Genomic DNA, 21,397 nt, shown 5'->3' with positions numbered 1-21,397 from the left:
AAAGAAGGGGGAAGCATGACAACATGGTATTACCGGCTTTCGCTTCGCCGCCGGTTATGGATTTCGTTTCTGCTCTTGACGGTGTTCTCCATAGCGGTAACCGGCATGATGTCGTATTGGATTGCCTCCCGGTCGATCGAGAAGGAAGCGTTTGTCTCCAGCCAAAATACGCTGAATAAATCGTCGCGCGTGTTGGATGAGAAGCTCAGGCACATCATCGTGACAACCTCGTCGATGATGCTGAGCGACGCCTTCAAGGCCGCGATGCAGGATGCCTTTACGAATAATACAGCCTCCTATTACACGAGGCTGTCCTCGATGCAGACGCCGCTCGAACAAATGAAGCTGATCGAACCTTCGATCAAGTCGGTTTTAATTTATACGCCGGTAGGGGAGCTGTACGCAACGACAGATCTGCGCAACAGCCAAAACCGTTTCAAGGATACGCTGTTTTCACGATATCTGGACAATACCGAACGCGTCATTTGGGTGGAGGACCACGAGGACCCGCTTTTTTTGGGGAATCAGCGGGTTATTTCCTTGGTCATGAAGCCGATTACGGATGTGAACGTTCATGATGTTTATGTCGTCGTCAACGTAAAGGAAGACGCGATTCGCGAGGCCGTCACCGACGATTTGCTCGAGCCTGCCGACAACATCTTCCTGATGGCCGCAGCCGGCGAAACCGTGCTTCCGCTCGGCAGCGGGACTGCTTCCTTTCAGCAGGATCCGGCTTTCAAAAAGCTGCTGCAGGATGAGCCGCGCGGATTTTTCAAATACAGCGTGGCGGGCAGTCCGTATCTCGTCAACTACTCCCGGCTGACGATGGTTGACAAGTGGACGCTGGTCAGCGTGCAGGCGCAGTCGGATTTGCTGCGCCAGGTGAACAAGATCAAAATGACCACGCTTTTGATCATGCTCGGCTGCGCCGTACTCGCGCTGCTCCTGTCCAACGTCGTTTCCAGCCTGCTGCTAAAGCCTCTGCACAAGCTGCAGGGGCTGATGAAGAAGGTGGAGCAAAGCAACCTCGAAGTGCGGTTTTCCAGCAAATACGAAGACGAGGTGACGCAGGTCGGACTCAAGTTCAACCGGATGCTGGAGCAGATCGCTTCGCTCATCGAAGATGTCAAAGAAGCCGAGTTCGATAAACGCAAAATGGAGGTCAAGGCGCTGCAGGCGCAAATCGATCCGCATTTTTTGTATAATACGCTCAATACGATCATTTGGAAATCCGAAGCGTCCCGAAACCAGGAGGTTACGGAAATGATCGCTTCGTTGTCTCTGCTGTTTCAGCTCGGCCTTAACGGCGGTAACGAGATGACGACGCTGGCGAAGGAAATCGACCACGTCCGGCAATATTTGCACCTTCAGCAAAAATGCTACGAAGGCCTGTTCGACTATACGGTGGAGGTCGAAGATGAGGCGCTGCTGGAGGAGCAGGTGCTCAAAATCATTTTGCAGCCTCTGGTGGAAAACTCGATTTTGCACGGGTTTCAGGAAATGGAGGGGCTGGGAGCGATCCGGATCTCCGTCACAAGCTCCGGCTCCTTTTTGCGGCTTCGGGTGGAAGACAACGGAGCGGGCATGGACGTCCAGGCCGTCGAGGCCGATATGCGGCTGGAGCAAACGCACAAAAAAAGCTACGCGCTGCGCAATGTATACGGACGTCTGCGGCTGTATTACGGCAGTGAAGCCGATATCCGCCTGTACAGCGAACCTTACGTTTCGACCTCGGTCACATTAACCATCCCACTTGCAAGCAGGTGATCTTTTGATGACAACTGAACTCAGAATGTGCGTCATTGACGATATCAAAACCGTCGTGCAGGGCATTTCAAGCCAAATCGATTGGCAATCTTACGGAATCCGCATTGCCGGCACGGCGGGCAACGGCGAGAAGGGCATCCGGCTGATCCGCGAGACGGCGCCGCACATTGTTCTGACCGATATCCGGATGCCCAGGGTGGACGGACTGGAGATGACCAGGCAGGTTATGGAAAGTTTTCCCGGGACCAAATTTATTTTTTTAAGCGGCTATACCGATTTCGAATATGCGCAGATGGCCGTTCAGCTCGGCGCATTCGATTATATCGTCAAACCGTTTACGCCGCAAAAAATCATCGATGTGGTGCTGAAGGCGAAGCAGGCGGTACTGGAGGAAATGGAGGAAGCGGTCCGCTACCAGGAGATGGAGAGAAAGCTGCGGGAGAGCTTGCCTTATTTGCGGCAGGAGTATTTTCAGCTGCTGCTGCAGTTTCGGACGACTCCCGAGCAGGCGGCAAGGCGCTGGGATTTTCTCCATATCGGACTCGAGCGGGAGCGCTTTGTCGTGATGCTGACGGAAATCGACCAATTCACCGAACAAACCGGTTCGCTTCCCGTACAGGAGGTGGAGCTGATCCGATTTACCGTGCAAAACATTTTGGAAGAGAGCCTGGGGCACTATACCAAAGGATTTGTGTTCCGCGATAACACGAACCGGTTCGTCGTTATTTTCAATCCGCCGCCGGCCGTCACCGTTGAGGCGCTTGCGGAGATGTGCCGCGAGAACGTCGCCAAGTATTCGAGATACACGGTATCCGTGGGCCTTGGGGAAGAAGTGCAGGCTATCCATCAAATTTCGTTTTCTTATGCCCAGGCGCTCTCCGCCCTTTCCTACAGCTTCTATACCGGAGGCAACGCCGTTTACGACTATCGCAAGATGAACCCGGTCCATCAGTCGGCACCGCGATATTCTCCGGAAAAGGAAAAGGAGCTGTTTTATTGCCTGCGCTCCGGCAACGTGGATAAAGCTTGTGCTCTGGTAGACGAATTTTTCGAGGAAACGACGGCAGCATCCGTGCCCCCGCCTCCCGAGGCGGTCAAAGGAGTGTGCGACGAGCTGGCTTTCCTGATCAACCGCGTGTTCCTGGAGAAACTGAATTCCGACGAAATGGTTCGGATCGAACGCCACTTGCTGCATATCAAAACGCTGTCATCGTACAAGCTGAGGGAGCTTAAGGAAAACATCAAGGAGCTGTGCAGAATGGGGTGCGAGCTCATTCAGAAGCGGCAGGCGGAGGACGCGAACCGGCTCGTGGATCAAGTGATCGATCATATCCGCAAAAATTTGTCCGCCAACATGACGGTGAACGATTATGCCAAACTTGTTTACTTGAGCGGCAGCTACTTTGCCAATTTGTTTAAGAAGGTAACGGGCGTGACCGTAGTTCAGTTCGTGACGGCGGAGCGGATGGAACAGGCCAAAATCATGCTCATCGAAGGAAAGCAGGTGCAGGAAATCGCGCAGGCGCTCGGATACGAAGACCGGCCTCATTTCAGCGAGTTGTTCAAGAAGCATACCGGCATGACGCCGTCGGAATTCAAACAGCTGTATAGCGCCAAAGGAACCGGATCGTGAGCAGCGGCGGCATCGGCGGAAACCGGAGCATGCCCGGTTATACGCAATGGGCGATTTGAAAAAATAGAGGAACTGAGATGCGCTAAATCGGTGAAAAATGGCTTGAGGAGTGGAGAAACAGACAAATAGCGCACCTGAGTTCCGCTAATTTCCAAAAATATCCGAAATCGACCCAATTAGCGAACCATAGTTCCGCTATGTTCCCGCCTAACCTGACAATATTGCGGTTACACGGGGCGGTCCGATTTCCGCATGTTGGCGCGAAAGACGGACGGTGCGCAGCCGTTCATTTTTTTGAACGATTTGCTGAATTGAAATTCATCGTTATAACCGCATGCCTCTGCAATCGATTTGAGCGGAATATCCGAATACGATAAGTACCTAATCGCATGCTCGTTGCGGATGCGTTCCAGATACGCTTTGGGGCCCATTCCGCAGCAGCGTGCGAACATTTTTCGCAAGTAGGAGGGCGAAACGGCATGCTTGCGGGCGAGCTCGCGAATGTGCAGCCCTTCGGAAAAATGCTCCTCCAGCTCGGCTTTGATCGCCTGCAGCTTCTGCATGCCGGAATCCGGCGAGCGGTCCGGCGAAGCTTTCCGATGGCCGTACTCCAAAATGGCGAGCAGGTGGCCTTTCGAGGGCAGCTCGCCGCCGGGTCTCGTCGGTATCCAGTCGCGGCAAAGCGCTTCGAACAGCTGGTCCATGCGGAGCGCACGGTCGCCCTCGAACGGCTGCAGAAACGGCAGATCGAGCTTTTCGAGCGGAGCCGGCGACCAGCGGCCGTCTTCGTACCCGCAGGACGAGCAGTCGAAGTACACCATCGTCATGACAAGCGGCGACTCGTCGCTGGAGCGCATGCTCATCTCAAGCCCCGGGGGCAAATAGGCAAGTGTTCCTTTGCGCACGCGAAACGATTCCGTCGTGCGGAATGTGCCCTCTCCCTCGTGAACCCAATAAAACGAATGGCGCGATTTGTTTTGCCGGATGTCCTCCCAGCCTTTGAACGTCATTTTCCTCAGCACCCAAAAAATATGGACGATCAGCCCGTTCAGGTCGTACAGTTCGTTCGGAGCGACAGGTCCGGACAAACCTGCCGGGAGGTTTGGGGCGTTTAAGCCGTCCGGGTGATTCATCGCTTTTAACATACCGTTCATCGATTTCACCGCCTTCCTTGCGCCGGCCCTTCAGCCTGCCGCATGAACCGCCTTATCCTTATTGTACAAGCAGGAGCGTTTTTGACAAGTGTCCGTATCATCCTTGCCATACCGAAGAAAACGCTTTACTGATACAATGAGGGTAGTATGTAATTCATAATCGGTGAAAAGGCGGGGATCCCCATGAATAGTTTCGGCTGGTGTACCGGAGTGCAAAATGCCGGGCTGCTTGCAAAGCTGGGTTTTGATTTTATCGAGCTGCCGCTCGCTCCGATGCAGCTGGAGCAGCCGGACGAGTACCGACGCCAGCTCGAGCTGGTGCTGCAGTCCGAGCTTCCGGTCAAGGCGTTTAACGTGTTTTTTCCAAAGGAAGTGCGGCTTGTCGGTCCCGAGGCCGACCAAGAGCGGATCCGCCGGTACATTGCGACTGCCGCGGACACCTTCGTGAAAACCGGCGCGAGCATCATCGTGCTTGGCAGCGGCGGAGCCCGGAACGTGCCCGAAGATTGGGACAGGGCGCAGGCGGAGGAGCAGTTTTTGCAGGTGCTCTCGTGGTGCGCCGCGGAGCTGAAAGGTACGGGCGTCACGCTTGCGATCGAACCGCTCAACCGCAAGGAATCGAACATCGTGGGCAGCGTCGCGGAAGGCGTCTACTTTGCCAAACAAATCAATGACCCGGCGATCCGGGTGCTTGCGGATTTTTACCATATGGACGAAGAGAAGGAGCCGCTGACGACGCTGCGGGAGCACGGGGAGTGGCTGGCGCACATCCATCTGGCCGATACCGGCCGGCGGAATCCGGGCACGGGGCAGTACGATTACGAAACGTTCTCGTCGCTGCTGAAGGAAATCGGCTACAGCGGCATGATTTCCGCGGAATGTTCGGTTGTGGAGCCGGAAAAAGATATGGCGGAAAGCCTGCAGTTTATGAAGAGCAAGTTCCTGTAGGGAGCCGGGCGACGAACCGGACGGGTCAAAGCGACCTGTCCGGTTTTTTTGTTTTCATACCTGGCCGCCGAAATACGCGCTCATCATGATAATGTTCATGTCCGGCGACAGCCTTCTCACTTCTCGCATAATCTCAAGCCCGTCCGGACCCGGAATGATCAAGTCGAGCAGGATGAGATCGATGTTCTCCCTCCGCACGATATCAAGAGCCGCATTGGCGTTCGAAGCCTGGAAGACGTTCGTAGCACGATGACTGCCGGCACGACAATCAGAGGAAACGAACACGAATCGGAGCGGCCCTCGGCGCCTTTTCGAAGCAAAACACCCTTCTTTGTAGTTTACCGAAGCCGGCCGGGCAGGGTACAGTGATGTCATCCCAACCACGCTACTAATCGCAAAGGAGTCAGCTCGAAATGAACAACGTCAATCTGCAAGTCCGGCGAAACGTCGATTCCGCATCGCCGGCACGCTTAGGCGCAATCGGACGCCGCGTCAGAACCTTCCGCAAGCATATCGGACTCACGCTGCTCGCCTTGCCCGGCCTCGTGCTGCTGTTCGTCTTCCATTATGTCCCGTTGTTCGGCCTGCTGCTTCCGTTCAAAAATTACCGCTACGATCTCGGCGTATGGCACAGTCCGTGGTCCGGGCTCGCAAACTTCGAATTTTTGTTCAAAGGACAGACGCTGATTCGAGCGACTCGCAACACGATCTCGTACAACCTGGTGTTCATCGTGCTCGGCACGTTCCTCGCCGTATGCGTGGCGCTCATGCTGTTCGAGCTGGGCAAAAGGTTCGTCAAGCTGTACCAGACGATTTTGTTCATCCCGTACTTCATCTCGTGGGTCGTCGCCGGCTTCGCGTTCCGAGCGCTGTTCGACATGGATTACGGCGTTGTCAACCGGCTTCTCGTCATGCTCGGCCGGGAGCCCGTTCTGTGGTACAACGACCCGAAGTATTGGCCGTATATTCTCGTTGCCGCAGCGGTATGGAAAGGGATCGGATACGGCGCGGTCATTTATTACGCCGCCTTGATGGGCATCGACTCCGAATATTACGAGGCGGCCCGCATCGACGGCGCGGGCAAGCTGCGGCAGGCGTTCTCGATCTCCGTGCCGCTTATCAAGCCGATCATCGTCATGATGGTCATTCTGCAGATCGGTAAAATCTTTTACAGCGATTTCGGGCTGTTCTACAATGTCCCGCTCAACTCATCGCTGTTGTATCCGGCTACGGACGTCATCGATACGTTCGTCTACCGGTCGCTCATCGATATGGGCGATATCGGGATGGCTTCGGCCGCCGGTCTTTTCCAGTCCGTCGTCGGCTTCGTCCTTGTGCTGATCACGAATTTCATCGTCAAGCGGACGAACGAAGAAAACTCTCTCTTCTAAGGAGCATGTCCCATGAACCGTAACCTGTCGCCCGGCAAGACGCTTATTCACCTGTTTCTGGCGGCCTTATGCGTCGCTTGCCTGTACCCTTTTCTCGTCATTCTCGGCACGTCGTTCCAAAGCCAGAGCGACATACTGAAGCACGGCTACTCGATCGTTCCGAAGGCTTTCACGCTGACGACGTACCGGATGATCATGCACGATCCGGGTGTTCTCATTCACACGTACGGGGTGACGATCGCGACGACGGTCATCGGAACGGCCATCGGCCTATGGGTGACGACGTCGTACGCATTCGCCATCTCGCGCAAAGATTACGCATACCGGTCGCCGCTTGCATTCTTCGTCTTTTTCTCGATGCTGTTCCACGGCGGGATGGTGGCGACCTACATCATGATGGTGAAGTGGCTCGGTCTCAAGAACAGTATGCTCGCGCTCATACTCCCGTACCTCATAAGCGGCTGGTTCGTTCTGCTCATGAAAGGGTTTTTGCAAACGCTGCCCGAAGCGCTGTTCGAATCGGCAAAAATCGACGGGGCGGGGGAGCTGTACATTTTCATCCGCATCGTCATCCCGTTATCGAAGCCTTCGCTGGCGACGCTGGCGTTGTTTCTGTCGCTGCAATATTGGAACGACTGGTGGCTGACGCTTCTGTACAGCGACCGGGAAAGCTTGATGACGCTGCAATATTTACTTATCCGCGTGCTCAAGAACATGGAGTTTCTGAACAGCTCCGAAGCGATCCAATACGGGCTCGTGAAGGAGGGGATGGAGGTGCCCACGCTCGGGGCTCGGATGGCGATGTGCGTCATGGCGGCGGGGCCGATGCTTGTTGTGTTCCCATTGTTTCAAAAATATTTTGTCCGCGGCCTGACCGTCGGCTCCGTGAAAGGGTAGCGGGTTGAGTTAGGCTTGATGGAGGAAAAAAACGCCATTCAACGAATCCATATACATGGGAATCGCCCGTGAATCTGTTCGCCATAGATCGAAATGAATATCGACAGTTCGAAAAGGGAGGCGCATTTTCAAATGATTCGCAATAAAAAAGCCGGAGCCGGCGTTTCGTTACTGCTGGTGACCTCTATTCTGGCAGGCGGTTGCAGCTCCAAATCAGAGGCCGATCCGACGCCGTCGGCAAGCACCAAAGATTTCGTCACCATCTCCTGGTACATGAGGAAGCCGGTCGATAACATGAAGGATCAAGAGGCGGTCGAAGCGGAAGCGAACAAAATCATCAAGGAGAAAATCAACGCGAACCTGAAGTTCAATCTCATCGACGTCGCCAGCTGGGAGGACAAAATGAAAGTGATGTCCGCCGCCGGCGAATCGTACGACCTCGTCTTGACGTCGAGCTGGACGAATCGGCTCGATCTGAACGTGCAGAAGGGAGCATTTCTGCCGCTTGACGACCTGCTTAAGATATACGGGCAGGACATTATGAAGAAGGTTGACCCCCGCGCGTGGAAGGCGGTGACGTTCAACGGCAAAATTATGGGCGTTCCGGCGCAGTCGCCGTATTCGCAGCCGACCGCTTACGTGTTCAAGAAGGATCTCGTCGACAAATACCAGTTCGACTACAAGAAAGTGAAGACGATTCAAGACTTGGAGCCTTTCCTCGAGACGATCAAGAAGAACGAGCCCGGCATCATTCCGCTGCTGGCCGTTGGAGGCGCCTTCATGCCGGGACTCTTGTCCTTCGACTACAACAGCGTTACGAACGGCGTGATGTACGACGAGAAGAATGACAAGGTGGTGCTGTTCTATGACGTCGCCGAGAATATGAATAACTACAGGACGCTGAACGGCTACTACAAGAAAGGCTACGTTGCCAAGGACGCCTCCATCAAGACGGACTGGATCGCCGAGGCGAAGTCGGGCAAATACGCGGTGCAGCGCGATTCGGGCGGCTACACGGAGGACGGGTCGAAGTCGACGGGATTGCTCGGCTTCCCGACGGCCGAGGCGCTCCTCGGATATCCGATGATCCAGACCGGATCGATGACCGGCGGCGTGACCGCGATCAGCAAGACGTCGAAAAATCCGGAGCGCGCCATGATGCTGCTGAACCTCGTCTGGAAGGATAAGACGCTGTCCAACACATTGGCTTACGGCGTGGAGGGCAAGAACTACACCGTCAAAAACGGCAAGGGGACGGACAATCCGACCGTCGAGGCGAACAGCGGAGCGGCGCAGACGTGGGCGATCTGGCACAACTGGCTCGGCCCGCTGTGGGATCAGTGGGATTCCAACTGGAATTCGACCAAGGCGCTCGAGACGATGAAGAAAAATAACGATACGGCGAAGACGTCTCGGCTGCTCGGGTTTATTTTCAACCCGGATCCGGTCAAGACGGAGGTGGCGCAGGTCAATGCGGTGTTTGCGGAGGCGAATCCGATCCTGAGCACCGGCTCGATGCCGGACTTCGACAAATACATTGAAGAATTCAAGCAGAAGCTGAAAAATGCGGGTATCGACAAGCTGCGCGACGAGGTGCAAAAGCAGATCGACGAGTGGAAGAAGCAGAACCCGTAACGGGTTTCAGAAGGTGACGGCGCTACGCAGGCACAGGAGATGGACACGGCAGCTGGAGGGCAGGCGGAGGCAAACTTTCGCCCGCACCTGTTGTCGGGGATAACCCCCAAATGAAGAGAGGAGCGATATGACGTATGAGGAAAATAGCTGTTTATGCGCTCGTGATGACGGTCGTAATGCTGGCTTCGCTTGCTTTGCCGATTGTGCCCATTCCGGCGACGGCGGCTTCGGCGGAAGCAGAGGCCGTGGCGGCGGAGGTGGCGGTTGCGGGAAGCACAGTGGGTTCCGCCCCCGATCCCGTACCGGTCGGTTACCTGATCGACGAAGATTTCTCTTTCCCGTACGCACGCGATCCGGGTGAGGTGAAGGTGTCCGGCTGGGACATCCGGCGGGCAGGCGGCAGCGTATCCTACGGATACGTCAACTGGTTCAAAATCACCGACGGCAGCGCCGTGCTGCCGGTATCGATGAATCGCAAGTTCGTCGCACAGAGCGCGGGAACCGTAACGCTCGAGTTCCGGTTCAAGCCGGCCGCGGCCATGGACGGGACGAAGTGGCTGCTACGCAGCGACAGTACGGACGCGGTCAGCGTGAAGCTGCAGAGCGGCAGTATCGTCTGGGAAGGCGGTGGCGGCCAGACGACCGTGCTGCAGCCCTATTCGGTCAATACGGAATACGGCGTGAAGATCGTGGCCGATATCGACAATGATCGGGCGGACGTGTACGTCAACGGGGCGCTGAAGGCGTCCGGCGCGGCGTTCAAGCAGGCGGTTGCGTCGCTGAACAACTTTCAGGTGCAGACCGGCGATTCGTCGACGGGGGAGCTTTTTTTCTCGCCCGTCAAGCTTTACAAGGGGTATGTCGTCAACGAGAAGTTCATCTCGCTCATGCCGGGCTTTCTGCCGCAGGATTGGCAGACGAACGCTGCGGGCGGTACGATCGCCGTGCAGGAGATGGACAGCGCCTCGCGGCCGGACGTGTACAGCTTGAAGCTGGACGCCGCAGGAGCGACGGGTGCGCTCAGCTTCGCGAAGACCATCCCGGCGCAGACTGGCAATCTCGTGCTGGAATACAGCGTGCTGATTCCACAGAAGAAGGACGGGCTGGCCGCCGAGCTGACGAGCGGCGGGAGCGCGGTTCTCAAGCTGACGACGGCGAACGGAAAGCTCGGTTATGTAGACGGCTCCGGGCAGTTCGTCGCGATATACGATTATGTTCCTAATCTGTGGTATAAGATCAAGGTGAAGCTGAATCGCGTCGCAGGAACGGCGGATATTTATGTGAACAGTAAGCTGAATACGCAAGCGGTTTCAATTGGGGCGGTTGCCGGTCCGGTTGACGGCGTACGATTCTCTATAGCGTCCGGTTCGGTCGGCGGCGTTATGTGGCTGGACGATATCGCGATATATCCGGATTTGCCGCTGCCCGCCGACTACGTGCCTGCCCCCATCGTACCGTCCTATTCCGGCGATCATCTGGTCGGGATACAGACGTGTCCGCTGTGGAGAGAAGGCCATCATCTGGGCTGGGATCCGATCAATCCGTATACGGAGCGGACGCCGTATTTGGGATTTTACGATGAAGGGAGCCCGGAGACTGCGGATTGGGAGATCAAGTGGATGGCCGAGCATGGAGTCGATTTTCAGCTGGCATGCTGGTTTCGGCCGCATGGAGGAAACGGCAATCCGGTTAAAGACCCGTACATGGGTTTCGCGATCAATGACGGGTATATGAATTCGCAATACGGCGACCGGATGAAATTCGCGATCATGTGGGAGAACGGCGCTTCCTCCGCGAACGGCAGCAGCGACTTCCGCAATAATCTCGTGCCGTACTGGATCGAAATGTACTTCAAGGATCCGCGCTATATGAAGATCGACAACAAGCCGGTGATGACGATTTACGGCATGAGCGGCTTGCTGCGGGACTTCGGCGGGACGGTGGCGGGCGTCAAGGCGGAGCTCGACTATTTGCGGAGCGCGGTGAAGCAGGCCGGCTTCGCCGATATCGTGCTGTTGACGACTAACAGCGGCACCGATCCGCAGCAGCTAAGCGACCGGAAGGCGGCCGGGTTCGACGCCATCTACACCTACTCGTGGGGCTATTCGGCCGGGCACGAGGAGCTGCAGAAGGAGATGCTGACGCGGCAAAGCGGCATCGGCGCCATCGACGTGCTGCCGACGATCAGCATGGGGCGCGACGATTTACCGTGGGGGCTGAGCTCGGGGTATTTTGCGACGCCGGGCGAATTTCAGTCGGTTGCGGAGTGGGTGAAGAATTCATATATGCCGTCGCTGCCGGCAGGCAATCTCGGGAAGCGAATCGTTATGCTGGACGACTGGAACGAGTTTGGGGAAGGGCATTTCATTATGCCGGCGGGACTTGCGGGCTTCGGGTATTTGGATGCGATCCGGAACGTCTTCACGGACGGTGGCGCGCATCAGGATGCGGTCCCCACGCAAGCGCAGAAGGACCGGATCGACGTGCTGTATCCGCACGATCGGGTGCCGCCGTTCCGGGCACCGGTTGCGCCGCCGCTGACGAACGACTACAAGAAGTCATGGACGTTCGAGTCAGCTGGCAACAGCGAAGGCTGGAGCCTTGAGAAGCAGATCGATCCGCTCGTCGTCCAGAACGGCGCTTATACGGGCACGTCGATCGCCAGCGATCCGGGAATACGGTCGGCGGACAAACTCGGAATCGATGCGGCGGATGTTCCTTATGTGAAAATCCGGATGAAGAGCAGCGTCGCTTCCGATGGGCAGTTATTTTTCATAACGGATCAGGATGCGGTATGGGATGAGAGCAAGTCGGTGCGCTTTTTCGTCCGGCATAAGGAAGATGCGTACACCGATTACGTTCTGGAGCTGTATAAGAACAAGAAATGGGCGGGCAAAATCCGTCAGCTCCGCTTTGACCCGATGACGACGACGGGGCAATTTGCGATCGACGAGATCGACTTGGTGAATTCGCCCGTGCCCGGAATCAAGCTTTACGTTAACGATACGCTGTACCGGTACAACGATGCGCCGCAAACGACGGACGGCGTACCGATGGTTCCGGGGGCGGACGTGCTCAAGCAGACGGGAGCGGTAACGGAGTGGGATTCGGCCAATCAGGAGCTGATCGCGGTCAAGGGCAGCAGCGTGTATCGGCTGCGCGTCGGCCAAACGAATGCGGCCGCGGACGGAAGGACGATCGCGCTGGAGCATGCGCCTGCCGCGCTTGCGAACGGAACGGTGATGATTCCCGCTTCGTTCTTCGCTCAGGCGTTCGGATATGACGTCTTGTGGGACGCGGCGGCGGGTACGATCAAGCTGTCGACCAAGACGTACGGCTGGGAGTTTAACGGCAGCGGCAGCGAAGGCTGGACGGCTAACGGGCAAATTACCGGTTTGCAGACCGCAAATGGCGAGCTGAGCGGGACATCGGTCGGGACGGACCCTTATCTCACCTCCTCGCACCTTAATTACGACTCTTCAACCATTAAACGAATTCGGATCAAACTCCGGAACGGGACGGCTGCGACGAAGGCGAAGCTGTATTTCACGACGACGGATTCTCCCGGGTGGGCGGAGACGAAGCGGTTCGCGTTCGATATTGTCGCGAACGATACGACGAGCCGCGAGTACGTTATCGATACGACCGGTGCAGCCGGCTGGAGCGGCACGCTCGATCAGCTCCGATTCGATCCGACGGATATGACTGGGTCGTTCGCGATCGACTACATCAGGCTGGACACGAGCACGGCCGTTGCCGTCACGGGAATCAGCCTGAGTAAATCCGCGATTCAGCTTCCGGTCAACCAATCGGAGAGGCTGACCGCGACGATCGCGCCGGCTAACGCGACGAACCGGAACGTTACGTGGAGCTCCGACAATTCGAGCGTGGCGACCGTTGATGCGAGCGGGAACGTGCTGGCGAAGAGGACGGGGAACGCCTATGTGACGGCCACTTCCGCCGACGGAGGGCTGAAGGCGAGCGCGCTCGTGTCCGTATCGCTCAACGCAGCGACGGGCGATAACCTGGTGAAAGATTCCGGCATGGAGGGAACGGCGTACAAGTACGGATCGTACCGCTCGACGCCGACGATGAGCACGGCGGAGCATCACGGCGGCAGCCAGTCTCTTCAAGTGGCCAAGACGGGGCAGTTCGGCAGCGTGTCGTTCACGCTGCCGATCGAAGCGGGCCAAGAGTATTATTACTCCGGCTGGTTCAAGTTGGGGGCGGATGCGGCGAACGGGGAAGTGCCCCGGCTCGGCCTGCAGTATGACGTGGATGGGGTTCGCAAGCAAATCATCATGATGACCGGCCCCAAATTGACGGCAGGAGAATGGACGCAGCTGCACGGTATTTACGCCATTCAAGAGACGGGGCAAGTGAAGAACGTGTCGGTTTACATGTACACCGACCAGCCCGACCGGGCGGATACGTTCTATGTCGATGATTTCGAGGTGCGCAAGGTAACCGCTTACGATTCAACTCCGCCGGTGACGAAGGACGACGTTAAGCCCGGCTGGCAACGCGAAGCGCAGACGGTGACGCTCTCTGCGGCCGACGATCTGACCGGTGTCGCGCATACGTACTATACCGTAGGAGAAGCGACCTATGGGTACGTGGAGGGCAGCGTCATCCATCTTGCGGGCGAAGGCGTGCATTCGCTCCGCTACTACAGTGTAGATGCCGCCGGGAATCGGGAAAGCGAGCATGCGACAACAGTGAAAATAGATAAAACCGCACCCGTCGTTGGCTGGCAGGGGGTTGTGGACGGCCAAAGCTACACCGGCCCCGTGACGCCGACCGCTCTAGCGAGCGATGCGTTAAGCGGCGTCGCGAGCGTCGAGCTGGAGCTGGACGGACAGCCGTGGACGTCCGGGACGGCGATCGACGGAGCGGGCGAGCATACGCTGAAGGTAACGGCGACCGACTATGCGGGGAATGCGATGGCTTCGAGCGTTCATTTTGCGATTGGGAGTGAGACGGCGCTGTCCGTGCAGAATACGGAGGGCGTCTACAGCGACGATGTGCGGCTCCATGCCGTCCTGACCGGACGCCAGGGTGCTCCGCTCGCCGGGAGAACGGTTGCGTTCCGCGTGAACGGAGCGGCCGTCGGCTCGGCGCAGACGGATGCGGCCGGGCGAGCGGAGCTGCGCTATCGCGTCGCGCTCGGTGCGGCGGCGGACGCGGAGTCGCGCGTCTACGACATCGCGTCCGAGTATAACGGTTCGAGCGGCAGCTACGAGCAAGCGAGCCAAGGCAGCGGGCGGCTGACCGTCCGCAAGGAGGACGCGTCCATCGAGTATAAAGGCGCGAGCTTCGCGTTCGACGGAAGCGTCGATCTGGCGGTTCTGGTCGGCCAGAAGGACGACACGCCGGGTGACGTGACCGGCCTGCCGGTACGGTACGCACTATGGCGGGTGCAGGACGACCTGACGGCGGCCCCTGTATCGAATGCGGTGACGCAAGCCGTCTATCGGACGGATGCGCAAGGAATCGCAGCGGTTCGCGCGAGCCTGCCGAACGGGCTGTATATCGTCCGGGCGAGCTTGACCGGCAACGAGTATTACAAGGAAACGGCTTCTCCGGCAGCGCTTCTCATCGTCTACGATCTGTCGTCGCGCAAGCTGACGGTGGATAACGAGGCGAGTGGGGCCACAGGTACAGGCGCAGGGCAGGAGCGCCTGGCGCTGAAGCTGCGGAAGTCCGACCCGGGCTTGACGCCGACCGGGAAACTTCATATCGTCACGCAGCCTCACGGAACGAACATCGAGCTGCAAATATCCGACTGGGCCGTCCAGGACGGCGCCCTGCTGGGAACGGGCGAGCACGGCGGACGAACGTACACCGTGCGGATCGCACCGTCGTTCGTGCCGGACGATAACGGCCGAATGACGCTGCCGGTCACGGTATGGGAAGGCTCGGACACCGCGCGCCCGCCGATTTATCGGTCGGCGGAATAAAATAATATTTCATGAAAAGACCCTTCCGTCGCCCGATCGGGCAACGGAAGGGTCTTGCTCGCTACGCCAACATTTCGGAGTGGGAGGAGGTTACCTAAGGGGCACTACCTGCACCTACCGGTTTGTGGTACGATCCCAGCGCCACCCCATATCGCCTTGGAAATGCAGGCCGCCGTACCATTCTTCCATTCCTGCCGCAATTAATCGACACGCACGCGTGGTCCGTTAGAGGCATGCGGCTCGATTCGAATTGCATGATACCCACTGGCCGAACTACTCCGTAACAACGAATGCCAGTGCCGCTTGCTGCGCTTGAATCACCTTGTCGCACCATATATCGAATTCGGGATCTTCCTTCTGGTACTCCGGATGTGCCAATACGTACTCTACCGTCTGCTTGATCCCTTGATCGAAGCGGGTTGTGGCGACGAAGTCCGGAACCAGTCGCTTCAGCTTCGAATTGTCGAAAACGACGGAGTTCGCCTTATCTCCGAGCAATCCGCCTCTGAAATCCTGTTTGCTGCAGGCAGCAAGAAACTCCGAGGAAACGTGGACCGCTTGAAGCTTTACCCCAAGAGCATCGGCGATCGCCTCATAGATTTGATTCCAGGTAAGGCTCTCATCGGAAGTAATTTGGACGGACTCCCCGATGGCGTGAATATTACCCATTAACCCGATGAACCCTTTGGCGAAATCGCTGCTGTGCGTCATCGTCCAGAGGGACGTACCGTCTCCATGAATGATCACCGGCTTGTTGTCCAGCATGCGTCTGGCTACCTGCCAGGACCCGTTCCGGCCGTGTACGCCAAGCGGAATGGAGCGCTCGTCAAAGGTGTGACTCGGTCTTACGATCGTAATCGGGAAGCCGTCTTCGCGGTATTTTTTCATTAAATATTCTTCGCATGCGATCTTATTTCTCGAGTATTCCCAATACGGGTTGGACAGCGGAGTGCCTTCGGTAATCCGATAATCGGACAGAGGCTTCTGGTATGCGGAAGCGGAGCTTATAAAGATAAACTGCTTCGTTTTCCCTTGAAACAGACGGTAATCTCTCGCCAGCTGTGCAGGTTGAAAGGCGATAAAGTCCGCCACGACATCAAAATTCAATTCTCGAATTAGCTGTGATACCCGTTCCTCGTCGTTAATATCCGCTTGAAGGATGTTAACGTTAACGGGAACACTCTCGCTTCGATTGCCCCTGTTCAGAAGATACAACTCGCAGCCCTTGTCTGATAACTGCTTGGTGATGGCCGAGCTGATCGTTCCCGTTCCTCCAATAAATAGCGCTTTCATGATCACACCTCCGCAAAAACTTCTCTATGTATATTCTCCACCATTTTCCACAATTTCGCAACAAAACGAGTCCAAGCTGCGTTTTGCTGAAGAATAAATGTAGATTTACAGTTATTTATCGTATTGGTAGGGGAGGCGAGTCAAATAACTGTACAATTGCAGTTATTTGTTTTTTGCGGACAACAGCACAAAAAATTGCCTTAACTTGACAATATTGCCCGTGCCCAACTCCTCACCCCCCACGCCCGGGCTCGAGCGTGGGAGCGCCGAACATGACGTCGGCCGTCTTCCGCAGCGCGTATTCCTTCGGTGTAGCGCCGAACCGCTTCTTGAACATGCTGAAAAAGTACGTATCGTTCAAAATCCCCACCTGCTCCGCGATTTCGTACACGCTTAGATGGTGGCGGACGAGCAGGTCGGCGGCGGTCAACAGCCGGACTTCGTTGATGTAGTCGGGGATGGACATATCCTCCGACTCCTTGTACAGCTTGCTTAAGCGCCGGGACGACATTTTCATCATGGCTGCGATCGACGTGAGGCACAGCCCCGGGTCGTGGTAGTTTTGGCGGATATATGCCTTGACCGCCTCGACGACGTAATGGTTCGGGCCGCTCATCTGCTGCTCCTCCTCCTGGCGGATCGACTCCAGAAGCGCATCGCGCATAAGGGACAGAATGTCGTCCATCGTTTCGTTCTCGACGATGCGGCGGCTGATGGCGGCGTAATCGAGCTTATCCTTAAGCAAGTTCGCGAGCCGCAAAATCGAGGCGAGCGCGTTGTAATAATTGAGCGCCGCCGTCTCCTCGAACAGCTCCGTCAACGCACACTCCGTGGCGCCGGCATCGCGGGCGCGAATGGACTCCAGCAGCCGTTCCTCCGCTTCCTTCGAGTACCCGGACTCCCGGTTCGACTCGTTGTCCCTTATGAGCTCCGGCGTTAGAATCGAGCCGTGACCCCAAATAAACCGGTACACGGCTTGATTGAGCGTAGAATGGTACGCCGCCGGCAGTCCCTGGATCGTCTCCGCCGCTTCGCCGATCGAGGCGGTGAACGTTATTTTGAAATAGCGGCCGACCGTCTCGCGCGCCTCCGACAACCGCACCCCCAGCACCGGCAGGAATGACACTGACTCATCACCCGGCGGCAAGCCGACGATCAGCACGACATGATCGTCCTTCATATCGAGCCCTTCGTTCGGATAAGACGAAGCGACGATTTCCGATGCGATGTTGATTATGGCAAACCGAAGCGTTTCCCGCTCCTTCGCCGGGAACGTCATCTGTATATCCTTGTACCTGTCGATCTTCAGCACGATAACGGCATATGGTCCGGTCGGCGGCAGCGAAATCCGCATGTTGCACAGAATAGTCTCCAGCTCCGGCGCGGCGGCGGACACCGGCTCCGTCAGCAGCCGGTTCAGCCAGTAATGCTTCATGACGTCTTTCGTTTCCCGGCGCTCCTTGTCGTACAGATCGAGCTTCTCCATCGATTGCCGGTAGACGGAGATCAGGTACGAGATTTCGTCACCTACGACATCTTTGGCGAAACGCCGGCCGCGATCCGATACGATCGTGCTGATCAAATTGCCGAGCGGCCGGTAAATCCGCTGCGAGATGCCGAACGACAGCAGCAGGGCGACGGCGAGAAAAACGCACGTCACAATCAACATATTCGTCCGCAGCGCGTTCATATATTTGTACACTTCGAGCACCGGCTGCGCCTTTAGCAACGTAAGGTCGGCGCTCACCGCGTTCGTGTACGTGATCATATATTGCTTGCCCTCAAAATCGGTCTTGAAATACCCGTCGGCCCCCGCCTGCGGATGAGACGTCTTATAGGCGTCGAACTGCCGCTTCAGCCATTCCATCATTGGCTTCGTGTCCGGCGTTTCACCCAGAAATTCCTCCTGGCGGTCCATGATGAAGATGCTGTCGCCCTTCTTCGGGTCGATCATATTGATCTGACGGATGTTCTCCAGCAGCCATTCGGGCTTGACGTTGATAACGACGACGCCGTCCGGCTTCTCGTCCGCGAGCGTGTCATAGATGAAATAGGAGAAGACGCGCTCCGTTTCCGTTCGCCCGTTCACGACTTTGCTGATGTCGCGGAAAATAGGGACAAGCCTCGGCAGCGTCTGGTTCGCATTCATGAAATCGACCAGCATCGGGTCGTTGGAAAAGGAGGGGGAACCGAGCGTATATGACTCGCCCAGCTTCGTGTTATAGACGGTGATGGAATGCAAATAAGGACTGGACGACATGAGCGAACTCTGGACTTTGTTCAGCTTGACCGAAACGTCGACGATATTCTCCTGCTCGGCGTACATGACGGACATAATATCGCTGCTTACATACAAATACTTGCACAGGTTGGTGACGGTTTGATCCATCAGATCGATATTGTATTTGATTTGGTACAGCAGCTTTTGGTTGGAATCGTTTTCATTTTTGTTCAGCACGTTCTGCGCATTGATATAGGCGGCGGCGGACAGCACGATCACGACGATCAGAATGACCGTGCTGACGAACAGAACCATTTTGGCAAAGTAGGTGCGGGGTCCGAAAAGCTTCCGTGCTCGCATGCGCCCATCCCTTTCCGACATCGTAATCATATGGTGTGTGAGACTACCATATCCAAATTAGAAATGCCTGTAAATGCCGATGCGCCATTTTATAGGAAATGAACACAATTTGAAGCAGGATTCATCCCGGCTGAGGAATCGAGCGTTGCCCCGCACCCGCTTCCGGTAAGCGAGCGGCGACTGCTTCGTGATCTGCTTGTACACGCAGCCGAAATGCGCGACGCTCTCGAAGCCGGCCTGCTCCGCGACGTTGACCGCTTTTACGTTCGTTTCCCGCAGCGGGCGCTGGGCCTCGCGGACGGTGTTGACGTATTCGACGAACGAGAAGCCCAGCGCTTCCTTGAAGCTGCGGCAAAAATACCCCGGGCTGATATAGCAGGTAATACACCTCATGGAAGTCGTGAAAATGGTTCGCCGCCATCTTGAGAGGGCCGGACATTTTGACATATTCCGCTTCGAAACCGACCCCGGCTGTGTCCTCTACAGCACGCTTTTCGTTCATTATATCAAAATATGCAAAGAAAGGCGACAATTGGAAAAAATAGATTAGAAGCCTTGTTTAAATATATAGAGTTTATATCGCTTGGCTCAAGGGAGTTGGGGGGGGGGGGGGATCAAAGCCCAGTTGGTCGCTATGCTGGCGGAGCTCTACAAGAACGTGAAAACCATAAAAGTTGTCGGGGCGTCCAATATCCAGGCAGAAATGGGGAATGGCGGCACGCACATCATGTTCGGCAGCACATCCGGCGTGAAAGGGAAAGCTACGGTGTATGTAACGGGTTACGACGGTTACAAAGGTTACTTGAATGTGACGACAGAATCGATTCATTAATAGCGGAAAAAAACCGGGCGTAGATCCTCCAAGGATCGCCCGGTTTTTGCATGGTGCGGAAAAGCTGCAGATCGAAAGCTGCAGAGCGTACGACAGGTTCGAGTTACAGATCGAGTAAGCTTTGTACCAGCAGAAACGGCAGTGCCCCGATAGACAGAAAAGCGAACAACAATCCTTTTAATACGGCTTTCACGTTGTCCATACACTCTACCTCCCTTAAGGTTGCCACAAGGGATATCCGGATGCGGGCCGGATCGCGATGTGTTCCATCTGTAAACTATTGTTAGTATAAAGGAAGACAGGCCAGGATTACCTTAAGATAAGCTGAAAATAACATAAATTTGCAAAAGGCAAGCGCGAGCCGCGCATTGCCTTTACAGGCGGTGTCTGCGCCGGTATTCGGACGGGCTGAGCCGCATTTTGCGGCTGAACAGTCTGCTTAAATAAAAGCCGTTTTCATATCCGCAGCACTGCGCGATTTGCTCCAGTGTCATATCCGTTTCCAGCAGAAGCTTTTGTGCTTTGTGCAGGCGGAGGGAGGTGACGTACCCGAGCGGCGTCACACCGTGGGCGGCATGAAAACGGCGCGTAAGCTGCACAGGGGTCAGGCCGAGCTCGCGGGCTACCGTTTTCAGGCTGAGCGGCTCGGCGATGCATGCCTGCAGACGTTCGGCCGTTTCGACCATCAGCGTATCGGCGGTTCGCCCGAGCGCGTCGGCCTGCTTCTGCTCCCATTCCCGGCACCATATATGCCACAGATCGGCCAGCAAATGGTCCAGCCTCTCGTGGCGGGCGGCATCCGCTTTGATCTGCTTCATGTAGGCAAAATCCGAAGCGAGCCGCGCCTGGTCGCGAACCGTTACAAGCCCGGCAGGCACCTGTCCTGTATGAACGGCCGCTTCCGTTTCTCCGGGGTCGGAGGATACCCAACGGACCGTAAAAAAATGAAACGAGACGGGGGAGAGCACCTTCCGGCAAAAAACGGCGCCCGGCGGGCAAAACACCAGATCACCGGCGCACGCGGTTCCGCTATGTTCGCCGATTTGGAAATGGAAGCTGCCTTCCTCCACGGCAAAAAGCACCCAATCCGAATAAGTATCCTCAGCGAGCAAAAAAGCTTCTTTGCGCAGCCAATAAGTGTGGCTCGCCAGATGCGGTTTTATCGTCCATGGGGAGTTCATTTGGGTTCACCTCGTCTTGCTTCCCGTTGTACAAGCTCTGCCTGCCAAATGAGCAGGGACGGTTTTGCTGCTTCCATTATACCACTGATATAATTGGGGAGTATGTACGGCGTTGCAAGTCAAAA

Annotated in this window: 14 protein-coding genes; 8 read left to right on the top strand and 6 right to left on the bottom strand. The window is 56.3% G+C overall.

Annotation, left to right across the window (positions count from 1 at the left end; translation table 11 throughout):
• Nucleotides 1-15: 15 nt before the first annotated feature.
• Nucleotides 16-1,767 (top strand): sensor histidine kinase, encoded by a 1,752-nt coding sequence (locus MYS68_RS19650; RefSeq protein WP_248927478.1) that lies wholly within the window; start codon nucleotides 16-18, stop codon nucleotides 1,765-1,767.
• 7 nt (nucleotides 1,768-1,774) lie between these two features.
• Entirely contained in the window at nucleotides 1,775-3,400 is a 1,626-nt protein-coding gene (locus MYS68_RS19645) for a response regulator (RefSeq protein ID WP_248927477.1), read from the top strand.
• Nucleotides 3,401-3,627: 227 nt separating this feature from the next.
• Here the strand turns inward: MYS68_RS19645 and MYS68_RS19640 are convergent, their stop codons facing one another.
• Entirely contained in the window at nucleotides 3,628-4,554 is a 927-nt protein-coding gene (locus MYS68_RS19640; protein ID WP_248927476.1) for an AraC family transcriptional regulator, read from the bottom strand.
• A 183-nt stretch (nucleotides 4,555-4,737) separates the two neighbouring features.
• On the opposite strand from MYS68_RS19640, the gene MYS68_RS19635 reads away from it, so the two are divergent.
• Nucleotides 4,738-5,502 carry a sugar phosphate isomerase/epimerase family protein gene (locus tag MYS68_RS19635; protein WP_248927475.1) on the top strand — a complete coding sequence of 255 codons (765 nt, stop codon included), beginning with the start codon at nucleotides 4,738-4,740 and terminating at the stop codon, nucleotides 5,500-5,502.
• Between the two features lie 54 nt (nucleotides 5,503-5,556).
• On the opposite strand, the gene MYS68_RS19630 is transcribed toward MYS68_RS19635, so the two are convergent.
• Entirely contained in the window at nucleotides 5,557-5,787 is a 231-nt protein-coding gene (locus MYS68_RS19630; protein WP_248927474.1) for a response regulator, read from the bottom strand.
• 128 nt (nucleotides 5,788-5,915) lie between these two features.
• Here MYS68_RS19630 and MYS68_RS19625 point away from each other — a divergent pair, with 128 nt between their 5' ends.
• From MYS68_RS19625 to MYS68_RS19610, 4 genes are all read left to right on the top strand, one after another.
• Nucleotides 5,916-6,893, top strand: coding sequence for an ABC transporter permease (locus tag MYS68_RS19625; RefSeq protein WP_248927473.1), 978 nt, complete (start codon nucleotides 5,916-5,918; stop codon nucleotides 6,891-6,893).
• A 12-nt stretch (nucleotides 6,894-6,905) separates the two neighbouring features.
• On the top strand, nucleotides 6,906-7,790 hold the full coding sequence (locus MYS68_RS19620; RefSeq protein ID WP_248927472.1) for a carbohydrate ABC transporter permease: 885 nt from the start codon (nucleotides 6,906-6,908) through the stop codon (nucleotides 7,788-7,790).
• 132 nt (nucleotides 7,791-7,922) lie between these two features.
• Nucleotides 7,923-9,425 carry a DUF3502 domain-containing protein gene (locus MYS68_RS19615; protein ID WP_248927471.1) on the top strand — a complete coding sequence of 501 codons (1,503 nt, stop codon included), beginning with the start codon at nucleotides 7,923-7,925 and terminating at the stop codon, nucleotides 9,423-9,425.
• A 134-nt stretch (nucleotides 9,426-9,559) separates the two neighbouring features.
• Nucleotides 9,560-15,385, top strand: coding sequence for an OmpL47-type beta-barrel domain-containing protein (locus MYS68_RS19610; RefSeq protein ID WP_248927470.1), 5,826 nt, complete (start codon nucleotides 9,560-9,562; stop codon nucleotides 15,383-15,385).
• A gap of 273 nt (nucleotides 15,386-15,658) precedes the next feature.
• Here the strand turns inward: MYS68_RS19610 and MYS68_RS19605 are convergent, their stop codons facing one another.
• From MYS68_RS19605 to MYS68_RS19595, 3 genes are all read right to left on the bottom strand, one after another.
• Entirely contained in the window at nucleotides 15,659-16,678 is a 1,020-nt protein-coding gene (locus MYS68_RS19605; RefSeq protein WP_248927469.1) for an SDR family oxidoreductase, read from the bottom strand.
• Nucleotides 16,679-16,910: 232 nt separating this feature from the next.
• Nucleotides 16,911-19,259, bottom strand: coding sequence for a helix-turn-helix domain-containing protein (locus tag MYS68_RS19600; RefSeq protein WP_248927468.1), 2,349 nt, complete (start codon nucleotides 19,257-19,259; stop codon nucleotides 16,911-16,913).
• A 57-nt stretch (nucleotides 19,260-19,316) separates the two neighbouring features.
• Nucleotides 19,317-19,652, bottom strand: coding sequence for a helix-turn-helix domain-containing protein (locus MYS68_RS19595; protein ID WP_248927467.1), 336 nt, complete (start codon nucleotides 19,650-19,652; stop codon nucleotides 19,317-19,319).
• A 265-nt stretch (nucleotides 19,653-19,917) separates the two neighbouring features.
• Here MYS68_RS19595 and MYS68_RS19590 point away from each other — a divergent pair, with 265 nt between their 5' ends.
• Nucleotides 19,918-20,091 (top strand): hypothetical protein, encoded by a 174-nt coding sequence (locus tag MYS68_RS19590; RefSeq protein ID WP_248927466.1) that lies wholly within the window; start codon nucleotides 19,918-19,920, stop codon nucleotides 20,089-20,091.
• A gap of 374 nt (nucleotides 20,092-20,465) precedes the next feature.
• Here the strand turns inward: MYS68_RS19590 and MYS68_RS19585 are convergent, their stop codons facing one another.
• Nucleotides 20,466-21,272: a helix-turn-helix domain-containing protein gene (locus tag MYS68_RS19585; RefSeq protein ID WP_248927465.1), complete on the bottom strand. Its 807-nt coding sequence runs from the start codon at nucleotides 21,270-21,272 to the stop codon at nucleotides 20,466-20,468.
• Between the last annotated feature and the right edge of the window lie 125 nt (nucleotides 21,273-21,397).

It is taken from the genome of Paenibacillus hamazuiensis (assembly GCF_023276405.1).
GTDB classification, from domain to species: domain Bacteria; phylum Bacillota; class Bacilli; order Paenibacillales; family NBRC-103111; genus Paenibacillus_AF; species Paenibacillus_AF hamazuiensis.
This window is presented reverse-complemented; position numbering and strand designations above follow the sequence as displayed.

What these genes read in the sequence shown, in the direction of transcription:
- MYS68_RS19635 (WP_248927475.1), top strand. Translation starts at nt 4,738, where the DNA reads ATGAATAGTTTCGGCTGGTGTACCGGAGTGCAAAATGCCGGGCTGCTT.
- MYS68_RS19625 (WP_248927473.1), top strand. Translation starts at nt 5,916, where the DNA reads ATGAACAACGTCAATCTGCAAGTCCGGCGAAACGTCGATTCCGCATCG.
- MYS68_RS19650 (WP_248927478.1), top strand. Translation starts at nt 16, where the DNA reads ATGACAACATGGTATTACCGGCTTTCGCTTCGCCGCCGGTTATGGATT.
- MYS68_RS19610 (WP_248927470.1), top strand. Translation starts at nt 9,560, where the DNA reads ATGAGGAAAATAGCTGTTTATGCGCTCGTGATGACGGTCGTAATGCTG.
- MYS68_RS19620 (WP_248927472.1), top strand. Translation starts at nt 6,906, where the DNA reads ATGAACCGTAACCTGTCGCCCGGCAAGACGCTTATTCACCTGTTTCTG.
- MYS68_RS19605 (WP_248927469.1), bottom strand. Translation starts at nt 16,678, where the DNA reads ATGAAAGCGCTATTTATTGGAGGAACGGGAACGATCAGCTCGGCCATC.
- MYS68_RS19640 (WP_248927476.1), bottom strand. Translation starts at nt 4,554, where the DNA reads ATGAACGGTATGTTAAAAGCGATGAATCACCCGGACGGCTTAAACGCC.
- MYS68_RS19585 (WP_248927465.1), bottom strand. Translation starts at nt 21,272, where the DNA reads ATGAACTCCCCATGGACGATAAAACCGCATCTGGCGAGCCACACTTAT.
- MYS68_RS19645 (WP_248927477.1), top strand. Translation starts at nt 1,775, where the DNA reads ATGACAACTGAACTCAGAATGTGCGTCATTGACGATATCAAAACCGTC.
- MYS68_RS19595 (WP_248927467.1), bottom strand. Translation starts at nt 19,652, where the DNA reads ATGAGGTGTATTACCTGCTATATCAGCCCGGGGTATTTTTGCCGCAGC.
- MYS68_RS19615 (WP_248927471.1), top strand. Translation starts at nt 7,923, where the DNA reads ATGATTCGCAATAAAAAAGCCGGAGCCGGCGTTTCGTTACTGCTGGTG.
- MYS68_RS19600 (WP_248927468.1), bottom strand. Translation starts at nt 19,259, where the DNA reads ATGCGAGCACGGAAGCTTTTCGGACCCCGCACCTACTTTGCCAAAATG.